Origin of the sequence: Pseudoalteromonas sp. CR1, from assembly GCF_019392235.1 — a bacterium.
Lineage (GTDB): Bacteria > Pseudomonadota > Gammaproteobacteria > Enterobacterales > Alteromonadaceae > Pseudoalteromonas.
In genome coordinates, this window is sequence record NZ_JAHXRM010000003.1 from 76,051 (window position 1) to 95,546 (window position 19,496).

The window sequence follows — 19,496 nt, forward strand, 5'->3', positions numbered from 1 at the left end:
TTGCTCCTAAATGGCCACTATTGGCCATTTATATCTATAATTTGTGAATAGATGACCAAATAGCTGAAAAGCTTGAAATGTTTTCATCGAAAAAGCTGTTTATTAGCTGTAAAAGGGTTAGAATTTATCTGACTCCACACTAATAAATGGCTGTACAAATTCCTGCTCTTGAGCAGTAATAGATTAAGGAACATACAATGACACGAAATGAAGGCCAAGCCTCGGTTATCCTAGATAATGTCTGTAAGCTTATCCAGAAAAAAGTTCACGCTGATAATGTGTTACTCGTTGAAAAATTCGCCAAAGCCTTGTACAGCAATATGTCTAAAGAGGATTTGGCAAATCGAAACGACAGTGACTTATACGGCGCTGCACTCAGCCTTTGGAATTCGCTAGAAAAAAACACTACCGACGACGCCGTTATTCGCGTTTTCAATCCAGAAGTGGCAAAGGATGGCTGGCAGTCATCACATACCATCGTAGAAATTATTGCTAAAGACATGCCGTTTTTGGTTGATTCTGTTCGGATGGCCATGACACGCGAAAATATCGCCTCTCACTTACTACTTCATAGCCCTCTTAAAATTCAACGCGACGAGAGCTCGAAGATTTCTGGTTTATCTAACTTGAAAGCAGAGCAAGAATCTACATCAACAAAAACAGTTTTTTTTATAGAAATTGACCGTCAAACAGATTCCTCTGCTATTGAGTCTTTTAAACAAGAACTCGAGTCTGTACTGGTTGATGTATCAGTTGCTGTAGAAGATTGGCAACCGATTCGCAAAAAGTTAATTGAGGTTAGTAAAGAACTACCAAAACGCCGCCACGGTAAAAACAAGAGCGAGGTAGCAGAAACTGTTGAGTTTTTAGATTGGCTAGTTAGCGACAATTTTACCCTCATGGGTTACCGACAATACGAGTTAAGTCCAGTACAAGGTGACTACCAGCTAAAAGGTAAAATGGATACAAGTCTGGGCTTGTTAAAAAATTCAACAGAAGAGCACACTCGATTATTGTCTGAGCTGCCAGAAGTAGCACGACAAGAAGCCCGCAGTAGTAATCTACTCATATTGACTAAAACAAATTCTCAGTCTCGCGTACATCGTCCAGCTTATATTGATTACGTGGGAATTAAACGTTTTGATGATGAAGGAAATGTAATTGGCGAAGATCGCTTTATAGGCCTGTTTTCATCTAATTTTTATAATAATAGCGCAGCCGACGTCCCTGTTTTAAAAAGTAAAATTACTCGCATAATGGACATGTGTGATTTTGCTAAAGGGACGCATGCCTATAAAGCTGTATTGAATATTCTCGAAACGTACCCTCGTGATGAATTAGTTCAAGCACGCGAGAATGAGTTACTTGAAGTTGCAACGGGTGTATTACAAGTACAAGAGCGAGATATGTGTCGCTTATTTGTGCGTAAAGATGCCTATGGCAGATTCTTTTCTTGCATGGTTTATGTTCCGCGTGAGCGATATAACACAGCTCTGCGCCGCGAAACTCAAGATATACTAGGCAATGCATTTAATTCCGACGAAAAAGTCGAATTTACAACTTATTTCTCTGAGTCAACACTAGCACGTACTCATTACACTGTTCGTGTGACCGACAACAATATCGAATATAACGTGAAAGACATCGAAAACAATTTAATTGAAGCAGCCCGTACTTGGGAAGACAAACTACAATCAGCGCTTCTAGAGTCTGCAGGCGAAGCGCGTGGTAATGACTTAAATCGCAAATACTGTAGTGCATTTGCGCGTTCTTACAAAGATGAAGTGTTACCGAGTGCGGCAGTAGTCGATATTGAAAAGCTAGAGCTATTGAGTGAAGAAAATAAACTTGAGATGCTTTTTTATCGCCCTCAAGAAGAGGCGAATACCAATATTGTGCGCTTGAGCTTATTCCATAAAGACGAGCCAATTCATTTGTCAGATGTAATGCCAATGTTAGAAAACTTTGGTTTACGTGTTATTGGTGAAACACCGTATTCAGTTAAAACAAGTGATGGCCGAATTAATTGGATCATGGATTTCTCTATGCTGATTGATAGCAAAGGAATGGATGATTTTGATAAGGTGTCTGCACGTTTTCGCGCAGCTTTAACTAATGTATGGAATAACCGTTTAGAAAATGATGGTTTTAACCGTTTAGTACTAATGGGCGGTTTAACGGGTCGTGAAGCATCTATATTGCGTGCTTACGCTAAATATATGCGCCAAATTGGTGTTACTTTCTCTCAAACATATATTGAAAGTACGTTTGCAAACTACCCTCATATTGCGTCGCAAATTGTTAACTTATTTGCGAAACGATTTTCTGTTAAAAACCCTGCAAGTGCTAAAACGCTGGACAAGTTAATAGCGCAAATCTATCTTGAGCTGGAAAATGTAGCTAATCTTGATGATGACCGTATCATACGTTTGTACGTTGATATGATTGTGGCTACGCTTCGTACTAATTACTATCAAAAAGACGCTCAAAACCAATTTAAATCTTATGTGTCATTTAAAATTCAACCACGTTTAATACCTGACGTACCGTTACCGTTACCTGCTTTTGAAATATTTGTATATTCGCCTCGTGTTGAAGGTGTTCACTTACGCTTTGGTAAGGTTGCTCGTGGTGGCTTACGTTGGTCAGATCGTCGTGAAGACTTCCGAACTGAAGTATTAGGCTTAGTTAAAGCACAACAAGTTAAAAATACCGTAATTGTACCCGTTGGCTCTAAAGGCGGATTTGTTTGTAAACAGCTTCCATCAGAGCGTGAGGCTTTCATTAAAGAAGGCCAAGAGTGTTATAAAATCTTTATCAGAGGTTTATTAGACATCACTGATAATATTGCTCGTGGTGAAGTAGTCCCTGCAACCGACGTTGTTCGTCATGATGAAGATGATGCTTACTTGGTAGTTGCAGCCGATAAAGGAACGGCAACGTTTTCTGACATTGCTAACGGTATTGCGAATGAATACAACTTTTGGCTTGGTGATGCCTTTGCATCAGGTGGGTCAGTAGGTTACGACCATAAAAAAATGGGTATAACAGCAAAAGGTGCGTGGGAGTCTGTTAAACGTCATTTCCGCGAGATGGACATTGACTGTCAAACAACTGATTTTACAGTGGTTGCTATTGGCGATATGGCTGGAGATGTATTTGGTAATGGTATGTTGCTGTCTAAGCACATTCGCTTACAAGTTGCATTTAACCATATGCATATATTTGTTGATCCTAATCCAGACGCCGCTAAGTCGTATGTAGAGCGTGAACGCTTATTTAATATGCCTCGCTCTTCGTGGGAAGACTATAATAAAGATCTTATTTCTGCTGGCGGTGGTATTTTCTCTCGTGCAGCGAAATCGATTACCCTTAGCCCAGAAATGAAAAAAATGTTGGGTACTAAAAAAGCAAGCATGACGCCTAACGAGTTAATGAAAGCATCATTAATGATGGAGTTTGATTTACTCTGGAATGGCGGTATTGGTACATATATCAAGCACACAAAAGAGACAGATGCTGACGTAGGCGACCGTGCTAACGACGCGCTGCGTATAAACGGTAAAGAACTGGGTGCTAAAGTCCTTGGTGAGGGTGGTAACTTAGGTGCTACGCAACTTGGACGCATAGAGTTTGCTGAACAAGGTGGACGCGTTAATACTGACTTTATTGATAACGTTGGCGGTGTTGCTTGTTCAGATAATGAAGTAAATATTAAAATTCTTCTAAATGGTTTAGTTGCTGAAGGTGATTTAACACTTAAGCAGCGTGATGAGCTTTTATACTCTATGACTGATGAAGTATCAGAATTGGTATTAAAAGACTGCTATCGTCAAACGCACACGCTTTCGATTACTCAATCTCGTGGTACATCGACGCTTAAAGAGAAAATCCGCTTTATTCATGCCCTTGAGAAAGATGGCAAATTAGACCGTGCTATAGAGTTTATTCCGAGCGATGAAGAACTAGCAGAGCGAGCTGCATCAGGTAAAGACCTAACACGCCCTGAGCTTTCAGTGTTAGTTTCTTACGCTAAAATGGTGTTAAAAGATTCGCTTGTTACAGATGATATTACTGAGAATCCATATTATCGTCAGTTACTGGTTAAATCATTCCCACGTCCATTACGTGAGAAATTTAATGATGCAATGAACAATCACCCACTTCGTAAAGAAATTATAGCAACCAAGCTTGCTAATAATATTGTTAACGACATGGGCTTAAATTTCATGGTTCGCATGCATGAAGAAACAGGTGCAAGCGAAGCAGAAATTGCAATGTGTTACTCAATTGCCAGTGAAATTTTTGAAATGCGTGATACCTGGTCATCAATTAGCGCATTAGATAATAAAATACCTGCGGCAGTACAAACAGAAATGCTTTACCAACTCCGTAGAACTGTTCGTAGAGCAACACGCTGGTTCTTGCGTCATCGCAATAAATCGCAAACAATTGAACAAGGGATTGAGTACTTCTCACCAACATTTAGTGATTTGAGTGATAACTTGACCACATACATTGTTGAAAAGGAAAGTGCTCGCATAGATCAAGCTGCGGCTAAGTTAACTGACAGTGGCGTACCAGTAGATATTGCTAAGCGTATAGTGTCGTTATCTAGCTTGTTCTCGGTGATGGACTTAGCAGAAATTGCTAATAATTCACGTAGAGGCATTGCTATGGTGTCGAATACTTACTTCAAGCTTGGTGCAAGAATGGGCTTACATTGGTTCTTAGATCAAATAACCAACCAACCAGTAGCTAACCATTGGCAGGCGTTGGCACGTTCATCTTATCGAGAAGAGCTTGATTGGCAACAACGTACACTCGCACAGGTTGTATTAAACAGCTTTGAAGCAGATGAGAAAGACGTTGATTATCAAATTGATGAGTGGATGGATAAGCAAGAGTTACTACTTACTCGTTGGAAGCAAATGCTGGCTGAATTTAAAACATCACAAAGTCATGACTTTGCTAAGTTTTCTGTAGCATTGCGTGAATTAATGTTATTAAGTCACAATTGCGATACACCAGCCAAATAAAGTAGTAAGTTAACTTATTATTTATTAACTAAGTAATAAGCTAATTATTAAAAATGTTATATAATACCTCAGCCTTGTCTGAGGTATTTTTTTGTCTGTTATTTAAAGAGGAATATATTCATGTTTTACGATTTAGCTCGCCGTTTTATGTTTACCCGTGATGCGGAGTGGGCACATGAATTTGCTCTTAACAACCTTAGTCGTTTCGCTAACACACCATTGAGCGCTGCATGGTCGCAATCTGTAGCAGACAAGCCGGTTAACTTTTTAGGTCTTGAATTCAAGAATCCGGTTGGATTAGCTGCAGGTTTAGATAAAAATGCAGACTGTATAGATGCATTTAGCCAAATGGGTTTTGGTTTTATTGAAGTGGGCACAGTTACACCTCGTCCGCAAGCAGGTAACGACAAGCCTCGTATATTTCGATTACCAGAATCAAACGCTATTATTAATCGTATGGGCTTTAATAATAAAGGCGTTGACAACCTTGTTGCTAACGTAAAAGCAGCAAAATACAACGGTATTTTAGGTATTAATATTGGTAAAAATAAAGATACGCCTAATGAGCAAGGTAAGGACGATTATATACACTGTATGAGAAAAGTTTTTGAGCATGCTTCTTATATTACCGTAAATATTTCTTCACCAAATACACCGGGCCTAAGAGATTTACAATACGGTGCAGCACTGGATGATTTATTGCAAAGCCTTAAAAATGAGCAACTAGATTTAATTTCAAAACATAATAAGCAGGTTCCAATGCTTGTTAAAATTGCGCCAGATCTTGATCCTATTCAAATAGAGCAGGTGAGTGAATCACTACTAAATAATAAAATAGACGGGGTAATTGCAACTAATACAACACTGGAACGGGGTGATGTTATTGGCCAACAGTATGCAGACGAGGCCGGTGGTTTATCTGGACACCCTGTGAGAATGCGTTCTACAGAAGTAGTGAGTGAATTAAAGCGATTAACAAAAGGCGAATTACCTATCATTGGCGTAGGGGGAATTGACGATGCTAAATCAGCTAAAGAGAAACTCAACGCGGGCGCTAGTTTAGTTCAGGTTTATACCGGTTTTATTTATAAAGGCCCTGAATTGGTAAAATCGATCGTTAATGGCTTATAAGGATCAGTTATCTAAGCTTTTGATCGTTAGATAAATGTTCTAAGCAATTATATATAAAATGGTCAAAAGCGGTTATACTTTGAACTGATACCATTTCTAATAAAGCCCACAAGGAGGAGCATATGTTACAAGCGTCAAAGCAATGGCAGTGGATTGCTTGTCCTAATAAAAATCGTTTATTACTTGATTTGAACGACGAAATGCAACTTTGCACACCTTACAAAATAAGGCAGTTAACAGATTTAGTTATCAAAAACCCAAATTTTAGTTTAGAAGATGCCGCTTTTTACGAACAAGTTTATAATTACTTAGATGGGTTTGAAATCTGGTCTAGTGTGCAAGTTTGTCAGATAGCGCTCAATGCCACCGCTGTAAAATTTCATTTAAAACCAGTGTTAGCTAAAAGCTGGTTTTTTAACGAATATACAGGCACTCAACCCAGTGTTGAAGCTGTCGTTAAATTAGTTTCTAAGGCGCAATCAGGGGACTTTCTAATCGTCGATCATTGCAGCGATGCGTCAGTTTGCTTAAACTTAAGCGAGAACTTTCAGCTAGACGAAAATTTATCTCTTGCTCAGTTTGAAGTTATAAAAATTTTAAACAACCGCGTTCATCCCATCTTAACCCAGCAGTTTAAATTTAAAACCGCCTAATCAAATTTACGTTATTAAGCATGCGTTATGGCGTGTTTGTCCCTCAACCTATGGTATAATCCTGCGCAATTAGCTATTAAGGGTTACTACTTTGCAATTTATCGCACTTACTTCTATCGGAATCGAAAATTTATTGGTTGATGAGTTAACAGAACTTGGCGCTGCTGTGTCTAAGCAAACTGTTGGTTCTGTTCGTTTTGAGGCTGACTCATTACTGGCGCAAAAGGTTTGTTTATCAAGCCGTTTTGCTACTCGTGTGCTTATGCTTATCGAAGAAAAAGAAGGCGTTAATGATAAAGATAGCTTGTATAAATTTGCTCGTTTTCAACCTTGGCAAGAATGGTTTGGCCCAACCCAAACATTCGCTGTAGATTTTAACGGTACTAATGATTCATTAAAAAATACACAGTTTTCAGGTTTAGTCATTAAAGACGCAATTGTTGACTATTTTAATGACTTGTACGAGCAGCGTCCTAATGTTGATAAACAGGATGCAAATGTTCGTGTTGTTGCGCGTTTAAATCGACACGGTGTTTCTCTTTACATTGATTATTCAGGACCAAGACTATCTGAACGTGGATATCGTCAAGGACAAGGTAAAGCGCCAATAAAAGAACATTTAGCGGCGGCAATTATTAAGCGCAGTGGATGGCTTGATAATGTAAAGCAACCTTTGTTTGACCCATGTTGTGGTGCGGGTACTATTTTAATAGAAGCTGCTGGTATGGCGCGTAATGAGGCGCCAGGGCTATTTCGTGAAGGGTTTGCTTTTGAGCGTTTACCTAGTTTTAGAGTGGCAAAATTCAACGCGTTAAAAGAAGAGTTGTTCGAAAATATTACAGATCCAAAATTATGGTTAATAGGCCACGATTACGATGCTCAGGTACTAGGTAAAGCCATTGATAACGCAAAACGTGCAGAGCTTGATGACATAATTAAATTTAAACAAAGCGATGCGACAAAGTTAACCGCAGTGGCTAAATTACCTGGTGTAGTTATTTCAAATTTACCCTATGGCGAACGTATTGGCTCTATGGCTGAGTTAGTTAATTTACACCGCAACTTAGGTGTGGGCTTTAAAAAGCATTTTAATCATTGGAAACTGGCGTTATTGGGCATGGATGAAAGTTTATTTAAACTTTTAAAGCTGGTTAAATTAAAACGTTATAAATTTAAAAATGGTCCTTTAGATGTTGAGCTTAATTTATATCAACTAGATGATAAGCAAGTCAGTTTGACTACGGATGATAAAAAAGCCCTTAATTATGAAGGTTCAATGTCATTTGCTAATCGTCTGAAAAAAAATAAACAAGGCCTCAAAAATTGGTTAAAGCAAAATAAAGTAGATGCTTATCGTGTTTATGATGCTGATATTCCGGAATATAATGTAGCAGTTGACGTTTACAACGACAGTGCTGTAATTTTTGAGTATGCTGCACCGAAAGAAATAGATGAAAAAGTATCCGATAAACGCCTTCAAGACGTAATTAGCTTAACAGCGCAACAATTAAATATTGCACCTGAAAACATAGCTGTAAAAGTCCGTAAAAAGCAAAAAGGTGAAGAGCAGTACACACCTATGGCTAAGCAAAATAGAACAATGGTTGTTGAAGAGTTTGGTGCAAAGTTTAAAGTTAATTTATTTGACTACTTAGATACCGGGTTGTTTTTAGATCATCGTTTAGTGCGCCGTTACATCCAAGAAAATGCTAAAGACAAACGTTTTTTAAATTTATTTGCCTACACGGGTAGTGCATCAGTCCATGCAGCCCTTGGTGGTGCAAAGGCTATTACCACAGTCGATTTATCCAAAACCTATTTAAAATGGGGGCAAGATAACTTTGATTTAAATAATATCAGCAATACGCGTTACCGTTTTGAACAAGCAGACTGTCTTAAGTGGTTAGAACATGCGACTGCGCAATATGATTTAATCTTCCTTGATCCGCCTACATTCTCAAACTCAAAGCGAATGAAAGATGCGTTTGATGTGCAAAGCGATCACATCAAATTACTCACTTGGGTTAAAAAAATTCTTAGCCCGTCTGGCACATTGATTTTTTCTAACAATAAACGCGGTTTCGTTATGGATGAAGTTGGCTTGATTGGCTTGGGTTTAAAAGCAGTTAATATTTCTGACAAAACACTGTCACCAGACTTTAAGCGTAATAAAAAAATTCATAACAGCTGGTTAATTACCCATGGCTAAATGGACGTTATACCATACGGAAGGTTGCCATTTATGTGAACAAGCTCATTCGTTAATAACACCGTTATTAACGAGTGAAAAAAGTTTACTTTTAACAGACATAATGACTGACAAGCAACTTATTGCGCAGTACCAGGTAAGTATTCCTGTTTTAGAAAATGAACATGGCCAACAACTTTTTTGGCCTTTTACTGCAGAACAAGTGCAAATCTTTTTAGCACTGGCAGATTAAGAGCATAGTAGAATTATGGATTTAATAAGAATTTCAAAAGCCCAACTCGCCTTTGGTACACATGCGTTACTTAATAACGCAGAGGCTGTTATTGAAAGTGGCGAGCGAGTATGTATTGTTGGCCGAAACGGCGCAGGTAAGTCGACACTGTTAAAAGTGTTAGACGGCCAAGTAATTTTAGATGATGGCGAAATAAACCAGTTAGGTGGTTTAAAAATATCTCGTCTTGAACAAGACCCACCAAAAGGGGCCAGCGGTACTGTATTTGATTACGTTGCGCAAGGTATGCCAGATATAGCTAATTTACTTATTGATTATCATCATGTTAGTAATGAGCTTCAAACTGAATGTACTGATCAATTATTAAATAAACTTGAGCGTTTATCGAATAAATTAGAAGCTGCGGATGGCTGGCGCTTTGATAGCCGCATTCAACTCGTTTTAACAAAACTTGAGCTCACACCCGATGCAAAACTTGAATCGCTGTCAGGTGGGTGGTTACGTAAAGTTGCACTGGCACGTGCATTAGTTAGTGAGCCAGACTTGTTGCTATTAGACGAACCAACAAACCACTTAGATATGACAAGTGTGATGTGGTTAGAGCAGTTTTTAAAAGACTTTAAAGGTGGGATTGTATTTATATCTCACGATCGTGCGTTTATTCGTGCAATTGCTACGCGTATTTTAGATTTAGATCGAGGCAAACTTATTTCATACCCAGGTGACTACGCCACTTATCTAGAACAAAAAGCGCATGACTTAAAAGTAGAAGAAAGTCAAAATGCACTCTTTGATAAACGATTAGCTGAAGAAGAAGCGTGGATCCGTCAGGGCGTAAAAGCCCGAAGAACTCGTAATGAAGGTCGTGTACGTGAATTAAAACAATTACGTAATGAGCGCAAGCAACGGGTTGATCAAGTTGGTAAAACAGATTTTAATATTGAGACTGCAGACCGCTCAGGAAAGTTAGTTTTTGAAGCGAAACATTTATCTCATGCTTTTAGAGAAAAAACGATTGTAAGCGATTTTTCTACCTTAGTAATGCGTGGCGATCGTATTGGATTAGTTGGACCTAATGGTGTAGGTAAAACGACACTATTAAAACTTATGTTTGGTGATTTAGCACCTGACAGCGGGGAAACTAAGCAGGGTGTTAACTTAGAGTTTGCTTACTTTGACCAATACCGTGAAAAATTAGACGAAGAAGCAACGGTTCAAGACAATGTTGCCGAAGGAAAACAAGAAGTGATGATGGGCGGCCGCTCTCGTCATGTATTAGGTTATTTACAAGACTTTTTGTTTCCACCTGCACGAGCGAGAACACCAGTTAAAGCTTTATCGGGCGGCGAGAAAAATCGATTATTACTTGCTAAGCTTTTTTTAAAACCATCGAATATTCTGGTGTTGGATGAGCCAACAAATGATTTAGACATTGAAACACTTGAGCTGTTAGAAGACATTATCAATCAATATCAAGGCACCGTAATTATTGTAAGCCATGACCGTGAATTTATTGATAATACGTGTTCTAGTGTGTGGGCGTTTGAAGGAAACGGCAAAGTAACAGATATAGTCGGTGGTTATAGTGACTATGAAGCCTATGTAAGTTATTTAGCAGAACAAGAAAAACAAACGGTTAAACCAAGTGTAAAAAAAGTAGAAAAGCAACCGACCCCAGTTGCAAAGCCAGCCGCTAAAACGAATAAGCTATCTTACAAATTAAAACTTGAATTAGAACAGTTGCCGAATAAAATGGAGCAACTTGAAGCTGACGTAGAAGCTCAACAAAACGTGGTAGGCGATCCTGACTTTTTTAAACAAGACAGTGACATAACAACCAAAGCATTGAACCATTTAGCACAACTTGAGTCTGACCTTGAAGCCGCTTTTGAGCGATGGGAAGAACTTGAAGAATTACAGAATCAGTAGTAAGGACTAAAATGAAATATAAATTACTCGCTGCCAGTATCTTAGCAACATTGAGTACATCAGCTATTAGTGCAACATACCAATTAAGTGAATTAGGGACTCCTGATAATGCGAAGTTTTCTTATGTTACTGATGCAAGTGAGAGTGGACACATAATTGGTTTAACAAATGGATTATATAATTTACCAATTGATATTAGCTATATAGATTTCACTGATAACCTTATAGAAAATGCATATGATAATGAAGTTTCAATTTTTGAACTGAGTGATAAGGTAATAACTTTTACACTTGATGATATTGAAAATAATAATGCAGCTTCCACTAATCCTGATGCACACAATTTTATGGTTAGGTTTTTGTCTGGTTTATCGACTAATTTTGAATATCAAAAACTAAATTCGTTTACCGGTATTAGATTTAGTGAAAATGGAGTAGTTGAACAGCCTCTTTTTGATATTGCCTCAGTAGACTATGATGGTTTAACACGCTCTACCTTTAATGTTTACAATGCAGTGAGTGAAGACGGTGTTTCAGTCGGATGGGGCAGTGCGCCTTATGATAAAGTCTCTTTTACGCCCGATGGTGAAGACGATGCTGAAATTTGGTTTACCCATGATTTTATAGAACGAGGCATCGTAATAGGTGCTAATGGTACAGAAGTGCCTCTTGTACCTGAGTTCAATGAATACGGCGGTACAAGCCGAGCCAATGATATTGTCAAAACTAATAATGGGTATATTGTTGTAGGTAATATATCAACGGATATTAATTTCGATAGATTAGAAGATATTGATGAGAACTGCGATGGCGAAGATGAACCTGTTTCTTCTTGTATTAACCTATTAAATAGTAATTTTCTTGGTGGGATTTTTAACAAGCGAGCAGTGAAATGGCAGTTGGACGCCTCCCTTAATATTACTTCTGTAGAAGAACTTGGTTTAGCTTTAACTCCTGATGAAGATGAAATAGAAGAGGACACATTTACCAGTACGGCTTTTGCAGTAAATGCGAATGGTACTGCAGTAGGCTCTTCACATACACGTTATAAAAATAATGATAATATATTCGTTACAATGCCTGTGTACTTCAAAGATGGAGAGGTTGTTACCTTTATTGAGCAAGAAAATGACTCTAGTCAAACTGGAATTTCTTCAGCAATAAATGATGATAATATCATTGCTGGTTATGCAACTCGAATAGTTGAAAACACTCGGATAAGAAAATTCTTTTATCATGATATCGCCACAGGCAACACGGTTTACCCTACAAACTTCTTTTTAGCTGCAAACTCGACTGCTAACGATATAAATAATCAAGGTTATATTGTGGGTGAGAGCGAGTTAGGTGGATCGGACAGTTCACGCGACAAAGCTGCATTTATTTATAAAATTGGTGAAGACAAAATAACCAATTTAAATGATCTTTTACCTTGTTATGAAACAGACGGTGAGACTGATTATCCATATACGGTCGTAGAAGCGAATGTTATTAATGAGAATAACGAAGTGTTTGGTGTTGCAACCAAAACCGTAGAAAAGCGTGATACGCTCGGCGGAATAGTTACCGATGTAAATGGCAATATAGAATTTGAAAGTGTAGCTGTTGCAGTTAAATTAACACCACTTGAGAATGGTTCAATTGAAAATTGTGCACCGCCAGAAGCTGAAGTTTATGAAAGAAGTTCAGCGAGTATGTCTTGGTTAGCGTTCTTGTTATTACCATTAGTTGGTTTTAGACGTATATTTCGTTTTTAAGTAAATTTTTTAACAAAAAACCCAGCTAGTCAGCTGGGTTTTTTTTCGTCTATAATAAAGTGAATACTAATGTTTATTACGAGCTGCTCTTGCATTAACAATAGAGCGACGCCATAAAATATCAATTCCAAAATAACCGATAATTGATGCTATGGAGGCGCATACAAGCGAGCCTACAAGGAATGCAGGGCCAATAGTTTCGATACTTTGCTCGAACCAAGCCCAGTTAAGTTCAAAGGCAAAGTGTTGCTCTGGCTGATTTAAAACAAGCGTACCTACGAGATAAGAGCCATAAAAAATAGGTGGCATAGTCAGCGGATTAGTGAGCCAAACAAGTGTTGCTGAGATAGGTAAGTTGACTCTAAACACAATAGCGGTTGCTGCGGCTAAAACCATTTGAAAAGGAACAGGGATGAACGCAAAAAATAAACCAACTGCAAAGGCCCCACGTGCAGAGCGCCGGTTTAAGTGCCAAAGGTTTGCGTCTTGCAAAAGTTTACCAAAAATTTTTAACGATTTGTGATGTCTAATTTTATTCGGATCGGGTAAAAATCTTTGGATAGTTTTCTTAGCCATTTAAAGCAACCATTTACATCAGTGTGGATCAGTCTTGGTTTGGTAATTGGCTGTATTTCAACCGTGTTTTATTACGAAACGCTCGAGTTTTCTATTATTACAATTTCTATTGTAATAATAGGTGCTTATTTTAAGCCGTTTTTGTCCGTATTGTTAGGCTTTATTTTAGGTATTTGCCTAGTTGTGGTTCATTATTTTATGTTTTATGACTTTAACCACATAATAAAACATGATAAATACGCGTATCCAGTCGAAGTTGTCATTCAAGAAGTAGTTTCAAGCAAGGCTCCACAATACATCAAAGCGAAATTAGTTAAAATTAATGGCCAATACTACTCTGATTTCACCGCACCAAGCGCGATGCTAAGTGTTAATGTAGAACAACCACTGCGTACCAATGATAAGTTTGAAGCGAGTGTTAATCTAAAAAAATTTAGAAGTACGAAAAACTTTAATGTATTTGATAATGAATTGTATGCATTCAAGCAGCGAGTATTTTTTAAAGGTAAAGTCCTTAATAAAGAGTTAAAAATTAAAAGCACTTTAGTGCAAAGCACCGTTGAAAACTACAGAAGCTTTATTAAAGTCACATATGAAAATACAACACTAAAATGGCTTTATTATGCGTTATTAACAGGAGATACGTCGTTGATGACGTCGAGTGATAAGCAGCTTATGCAATCACTTGGTTTAAGCCATTTACTTGCCATTTCCGGTTTACATATTGGGTTAATATTTGGTTTTGGTTTTTTTATTACAAAGTTTGTATTCATACAAGTTAAATTTGTAAACAATCAAACGCTTAATTTCTCAATTGTATATAGCGTGGTAGGTTTTGTACTAGCGTTTGTTTATGTATATTTAAGCAATTTTTTGGTTTCTGCAACAAGAGCCCTAATTATGCTTGGCTGTTATTTGCTATTGTACAATTTGCAAAGACAGCCGATGAGATGGCGCAGTATTTTATTCGCGCTTGTTATTGTACTTGTAGTTAATCCGTTTAATGTGTTGAATCCTGGATTATATTTTTCATTTTTTGCAGTCGCGGTTATATTTTTAGTTATAAAAAAAACACCTACCTTTAACAATGTATTTTTAAAAATGGTTTTTGCTCTAATTGCTATTCAGGCCACACTATTCATTAGTTTACTGCCTTTGTCTTTATATTTCTTTAATGGGGTTAGCATTGCTGGTTTAGTCATCAATTTAGTCGCTATTCCATTTCTTTCATTTATTTTAATGCCCTGTTTAATCTTATTAACGGCTATCAGTGCTGTGTTTGATATTAGTATCGCTATTATTTTTATCGATAGTGGTTTAGCGTTTATTTTCGACTTTTTAAATAACCTACCGCCAGGTTTTGGTTGGCTAAACCTTGGTTTTATGAGGGGAGGTGTCATTATTTATGTTTATCTTACTCTTGCACTATTTTATTTTGCACCATACAAGCGGCTCATTTTTTTACCCTTAACTATACTTTATATCGACTCTTTACTGACTGATAAGCCTAAATGGAAATTACATGTGTTTGATGTAGGTCATGGTCTTATGGTGCTTATTGAAAAAGATAAAAAGGGGTTTATTTATGATTTTGGGCCAAGTTACTTTAATCGTTTTAGTCGGGCTAAGAGTATTTTGTTGCCTTTTATTGAAGCAAACAACATAACAATTATTCATTCGGTCGTTAGTCATCTTGATAACGACCATTCAGGCGGTATAGTGCATTTTATCGATGCTGGGTTAAAATTTTCATTTAGTGAATTTCACCCTGATGGACCTAAAAAGAGCTGCATACTAAATGAGGTAAATATGGTGGGGCTTAAAATTAAAAGCTTTCCAACAGAGCTGTTTGGTAATGAAAATGATGAATCTTGCGTGATTAAAGTTTCAGATGAGGAGCATAGCGTTCTACTAACGGGCGATATTTCAAAAAATAGAGAGTCTCAGCTTGTAAACCTCAGTGATGCTTTAAAGAGCACCGTTTTACTGAGTCCACATCATGGAAGTAATACGTCATCAAGTAATGAATTTATTATTGCAGTTATGCCACAGGTCGTTATTCACTCTAGTGCTTATAAAGGACAGTGGCAATTTCCCAAAGCTGAAGTTGTTGAACGTTATAATAAAATTGATGCCTTGCAATATAGCACCGGTGTTCAAGGGCAAATCACGATAGAGTTTTATAAAGGTGATACGTCTGTTATTTCAGCAAGAACTCAGCAAAGCTACTGGTTTATAAAAGATTGACGTTTTGTTTTAGTTCAAGCAAGGATACAATAGGGGCTGTAATTGTAAAAAGAGAGTGTTATGGATCAAAGTACTACACAAATTTACAAGCGTTTAATTTCCTACGTTGGAGCCTTTAAAAGTGTAGCCGTTGTTGCTGTTGTCGGCATGATTGGATATTCAGGTATGGATGCACTATTTATTCAATTAATGAAACCATTTATCGATGAAGGTTTAAATCAACGTAATACCGAAGTATTAAAGTATGCCCCTTTTGTGGTTATTGCTTTGGTTATTGGTCGTGGTATTTTCAATTTTATGTCGTCTTATTGCCTCAGTTACGTTGGCTCGCAAGTTGTTCGTTCTTTACGCCAGGAATTATTCGACCATATTTTACACCTCCCCGTATCTTTTCATGATAAGAACTCAACGGGTGATTTAATCTCTAAAATCACGTTTGATACAGAGCAAGTCCAACAAGCGATTACTAAAGCGTTATTAATAGTAGTGCGTGAGGGGGCGTTTGTTATATTTTTACTTGCACTGATGTTTTATACCAGTTGGCAGCTATCACTTATATTTTTAGTTATTATTCCTTTAGTTGCCTTAATTGTTGCCATTGTATCTAAGCGATTTCGTCATATTTCTAAAAACATTCAATCTGCTATGGGTCAAGTTACAAGAAGCTCAGAGCAAATGTTAAGCGGCCACAAAGTGATCCATGGTTTTGGTGGGCAAGAACAAGAAGTGAGTAAGTTTTCTAAAATTAATAATCATAACCGCCAGCAACGTATAAAAATGGATGCTACTAAAGCGCTGAGCGTTTCAATTATTCAAATACTTGCAGCGAGCGCTATGGCAGTTATTTTGTGGGTGGTATCAATGCCTTCAATGATAGATACAATCAGCTCAGGCGACTTTGTTGTGCTTATTTCATCTATGATGATGTTACTTCGCCCGCTAAAACAATTAGCTAATGTTAATAGTGATATGCAGCGTGGTATTTCTGCGGCACAGAGCATATTTTTAATTCTTGACGAAAACATAGAAAAAGACACAGGCACAGTATTAGTTAAGAAGGCCAAAGGTTTAATTGAGGTTAAAAATGTGACCTTTAAATATCCAACCAAAGACGAGCCTGTGTTAAATGACTTAACACTTACAATTGAGGCTGGCCAGAGCATTGCGTTAGTTGGGCGGTCGGGCTCCGGTAAATCAACAATTTCAAATTTATTGCCTCGTTACTATGATTTAGATCTACCTAGTGAAATTCTCTTAGATGGAGTTCCTCTTAGTGATTATAAACTTACGGATTTGCGCCGCCAATTTGCTCTAGTATCGCAACAGGTTGTGTTGTTTAACGATACTATTGCTAACAATATATGTTACGGAATACAGCGAGATATTTCAGAGACTGAGTTACAAAAAGTGGCTAAGCAAGCTCACGTGTGGGAGTTTGTAAAAGATTTACCTGAAAAGCTAAATACAATAGTAGGAGAAAATGGGGTGATGCTTTCTGGTGGTCAACGTCAGCGTATTGCTATAGCCAGAGCTATTTTAAAAGATGCCCCTATTTTAATATTAGATGAGGCAACATCAGCATTGGATACAGAATCAGAAAAACTGATTCAACATGCGCTTGATGACTTAATGAAGGATAAAACATCCATCGTAATTGCACATCGGTTATCTACAATTGAAAACAGCGATAAAATTTACGTTATTGATAATGGCCGCGTTATTGAAAGTGGTGACCACACGAGCCTACTCTCAAACAATGGAACCTATTCAGCACTATGTAAAATGCAGTTTGGCGATCACTCGTGAATACCATTGAAAAAAGCTGGTATAAACCGGTTGGGCTAATAACATTACTATTGATGCCATTGTCAGCTTTATTTTGGCTAATTTCGATTACAAGAAAGTGGTTGTACAGTGTGGGAATACTTAGGCAATTTAAAAGCAAAGTACCCATAATTGTAGTCGGTAATATAAGTGTAGGTGGAAATGGTAAAACACCGTTTGTTTTATGGCTTTATGACTTTTTAACAAAGCAAGGGTTATCAGTTGGAGTAATCAGCCGAGGTTATGGTGGAAAAGCAGGTAGTTACCCTTTAATTGTTACTAATAACACGTCAGCATCTGAGGCGGGTGATGAGCCTAAACTTTTGTTTCATCGTCTTAAATGCCCAATTGCGATAGGCCCAAATCGGCAACACAATATTGAGTTACTGGTACGTGAATATAATTTAGATATCATTATTTCAGATGATGGCATGCAGCATTATAAAATGGCACGGACTATTGAATGCTGTATTGTAGATAGTGAACGGCAATTTGGAAATGGGTTATTAATGCCTGCTGGACCATTACGAGAAACCCCACAACGTTTAAAATCGGTCGATTTGGTTGTTGAAAATGGTGGACAAAGTAATAACAACTATACATTACAACCCGCAGCGCTCAAATCAGTAAAAAACTCCATCCCTGTTGCTGAATCGATTACAAAAGGCCATGCAGTTAGTGCTATAGGAAACCCTAAACGTTTCGAAAATACCCTAATAAAACAGGGCATAACACTATTGTCTTCAAATCATTTTAGAGATCACTATGCGTATACAGCTGAGGATTTCAAACAATTTGGCAACGACAATGTTCTAATGACCGAAAAAGACGCAGTTAAATGCGGCGAGTTCGCCAAAGATAACTGGTATTATTTACCAGTAGATGCAAAGCCAACACAGGCTGTAATAAACAAATTAACTTTAATATTAAAAGAAAAAGGGATCCTAAATGGCCTTTGATACTAAATTACTCGAAATAATTGCTTGCCCAGTATGTAAGGGAAAATTACGTTTTGACAAAGATAACAATGAACTAATTAGTACTGCTGCAAAATTAGCATACCCTGTTAAAGATGATATTCCGGTATTACTAGAAAATGAAGCAAGAGAGTTATCTTTAGATGAGGTTGAAAAGTGGAATTCGTAGTTGTAATACCTGCGCGTTATGCTTCAACTAGGTTACCAGGTAAACCATTGGCGGATATTTGTGGCAAGCCAATGATTCAGCACGTTTATGATAAAGCATGTTTATCAGGTGCAAGCCAAGTAATAATAGCAACCGATCATCAAAAAGTGTTTGATGCAGTAAGTACGTTCACTAACGACGTAGTAATGACACGTGAAGATCATCAATCCGGCACTGAACGCTTAGCTGAAGTGGTTGCTTTATTAAATTTAGATAGCAACACCATAGTTGTGAATGTTCAAGGTGATGAGCCACTTTTAGCACCAGATAACGTTTTACAAGTAGCTAAGTTACTTGATGAATCATCAGCACCTATGGCAACGTTAAGTGTCGCTATTGAGGATAAAGACGAAGTATTTAATCCTAATGCTGTCAAAGTTGTAAGTGATATAAACAAAAACGCGTTGTATTTTTCGCGTGCCAGTATTCCGTTTGATCGAAATGCTATGCTAGACGAAAAAACTGAATTAGAACTTTCCTCATTTCAGCGCCACGTTGGCATTTACGCATACAGAGCGGGTTTTATTAATCAATATATTGCACTTAGTGTTTCACCTTTGGAGTTATTAGAGTCATTAGAACAGCTGCGTGTTTTGTACCATGGTTATACTATTAAAATAGAGCAAGCTAAAATAGCCCCTCACGCAGGCGTTGATACCGCCGAAGATTTAGCTAAGGTAATCGCCTTTTTACAAAGCAAAAACGTGTGATCTT

At 37.6% G+C, this 19,496-nt stretch carries 13 protein-coding genes; 12 read left to right on the plus strand and 1 reads right to left on the minus strand.

The window, feature by feature from the left end; translation table 11 throughout:
* Positions 1 to 197: 197 nt before the first annotated feature.
* From KZZ04_RS04470 to KZZ04_RS04500, 7 genes are all read left to right on the plus strand, one after another.
* The gene (locus tag KZZ04_RS04470; protein WP_058405548.1) at positions 198 to 5,039 is read left to right on the plus strand and encodes an NAD-glutamate dehydrogenase; all 4,842 of its coding nucleotides are present in this window, start codon (positions 198 to 200) and stop codon (positions 5,037 to 5,039) included.
* 120 nt (positions 5,040 to 5,159) lie between these two features.
* Positions 5,160 to 6,170 (plus strand): quinone-dependent dihydroorotate dehydrogenase, encoded by a 1,011-nt coding sequence (pyrD, locus tag KZZ04_RS04475; RefSeq protein ID WP_058405549.1) that lies wholly within the window; start codon positions 5,160 to 5,162, stop codon positions 6,168 to 6,170.
* Positions 6,171 to 6,292: 122 nt separating this feature from the next.
* Positions 6,293 to 6,823: a cell division protein ZapC gene (locus tag KZZ04_RS04480; RefSeq protein WP_058405550.1), complete on the plus strand. Its 531-nt coding sequence runs from the start codon at positions 6,293 to 6,295 to the stop codon at positions 6,821 to 6,823.
* Positions 6,824 to 6,914: 91 nt separating this feature from the next.
* Positions 6,915 to 9,032: a bifunctional 23S rRNA (guanine(2069)-N(7))-methyltransferase RlmK/23S rRNA (guanine(2445)-N(2))-methyltransferase RlmL gene (gene rlmKL, locus KZZ04_RS04485; RefSeq protein WP_219421957.1), complete on the plus strand. Its 2,118-nt coding sequence runs from the start codon at positions 6,915 to 6,917 to the stop codon at positions 9,030 to 9,032.
* Positions 9,025 to 9,264 carry a glutaredoxin family protein gene (locus KZZ04_RS04490; protein WP_138529202.1) on the plus strand — a complete coding sequence of 80 codons (240 nt, stop codon included), beginning with the start codon at positions 9,025 to 9,027 and terminating at the stop codon, positions 9,262 to 9,264. The genes rlmKL and KZZ04_RS04490 overlap by 8 nt, the downstream gene beginning before the upstream one ends.
* 15 nt (positions 9,265 to 9,279) lie before the next feature.
* Complete coding sequence (locus KZZ04_RS04495) at positions 9,280 to 11,193, plus strand: ABC transporter ATP-binding protein (RefSeq protein ID WP_058405553.1); 1,914 nt, start codon at positions 9,280 to 9,282, stop codon at positions 11,191 to 11,193.
* 11 nt (positions 11,194 to 11,204) lie between these two features.
* Entirely contained in the window at positions 11,205 to 12,950 is a 1,746-nt protein-coding gene (locus KZZ04_RS04500; protein WP_219421958.1) for a DUF3466 family protein, read from the plus strand.
* A 66-nt stretch (positions 12,951 to 13,016) separates the two neighbouring features.
* Here the strand turns inward: KZZ04_RS04500 and KZZ04_RS04505 are convergent, their stop codons facing one another.
* The gene (locus KZZ04_RS04505) at positions 13,017 to 13,526 is read right to left on the minus strand and encodes a DUF2062 domain-containing protein (RefSeq protein ID WP_219421959.1); all 510 of its coding nucleotides are present in this window, start codon (positions 13,524 to 13,526) and stop codon (positions 13,017 to 13,019) included.
* Between KZZ04_RS04505 and KZZ04_RS04510 the strand changes: the two genes are divergently transcribed.
* The 5 genes from KZZ04_RS04510 to kdsB are packed head-to-tail and all read left to right on the plus strand — an operon-like array spanning position 13,506 to position 19,492.
* Positions 13,506 to 15,773, plus strand: a complete 2,268-nt coding sequence (locus tag KZZ04_RS04510) for a DNA internalization-related competence protein ComEC/Rec2 (RefSeq protein ID WP_219421960.1) — start codon at positions 13,506 to 13,508, stop codon at positions 15,771 to 15,773. The genes KZZ04_RS04505 and KZZ04_RS04510 overlap by 21 nt on opposite strands.
* Before the next feature lie 60 nt (positions 15,774 to 15,833).
* Positions 15,834 to 17,579 carry a lipid A export permease/ATP-binding protein MsbA gene (gene msbA, locus KZZ04_RS04515; RefSeq protein WP_058405556.1) on the plus strand — a complete coding sequence of 582 codons (1,746 nt, stop codon included), beginning with the start codon at positions 15,834 to 15,836 and terminating at the stop codon, positions 17,577 to 17,579.
* Positions 17,576 to 18,556, plus strand: a complete 981-nt coding sequence (gene lpxK, locus KZZ04_RS04520) for a tetraacyldisaccharide 4'-kinase (protein WP_219421961.1) — start codon at positions 17,576 to 17,578, stop codon at positions 18,554 to 18,556. The genes msbA and lpxK overlap by 4 nt, the downstream gene beginning before the upstream one ends.
* The gene (locus tag KZZ04_RS04525; RefSeq protein WP_138529188.1) at positions 18,546 to 18,743 is read left to right on the plus strand and encodes a Trm112 family protein; all 198 of its coding nucleotides are present in this window, start codon (positions 18,546 to 18,548) and stop codon (positions 18,741 to 18,743) included. Before lpxK ends, KZZ04_RS04525 begins: the two co-directional genes overlap by 11 nt.
* Complete coding sequence (gene kdsB / locus KZZ04_RS04530) at positions 18,731 to 19,492, plus strand: 3-deoxy-manno-octulosonate cytidylyltransferase (protein ID WP_138529186.1); 762 nt, start codon at positions 18,731 to 18,733, stop codon at positions 19,490 to 19,492. The genes KZZ04_RS04525 and kdsB overlap by 13 nt, the downstream gene beginning before the upstream one ends.
* Positions 19,493 to 19,496 lie beyond the last annotated feature (4 nt).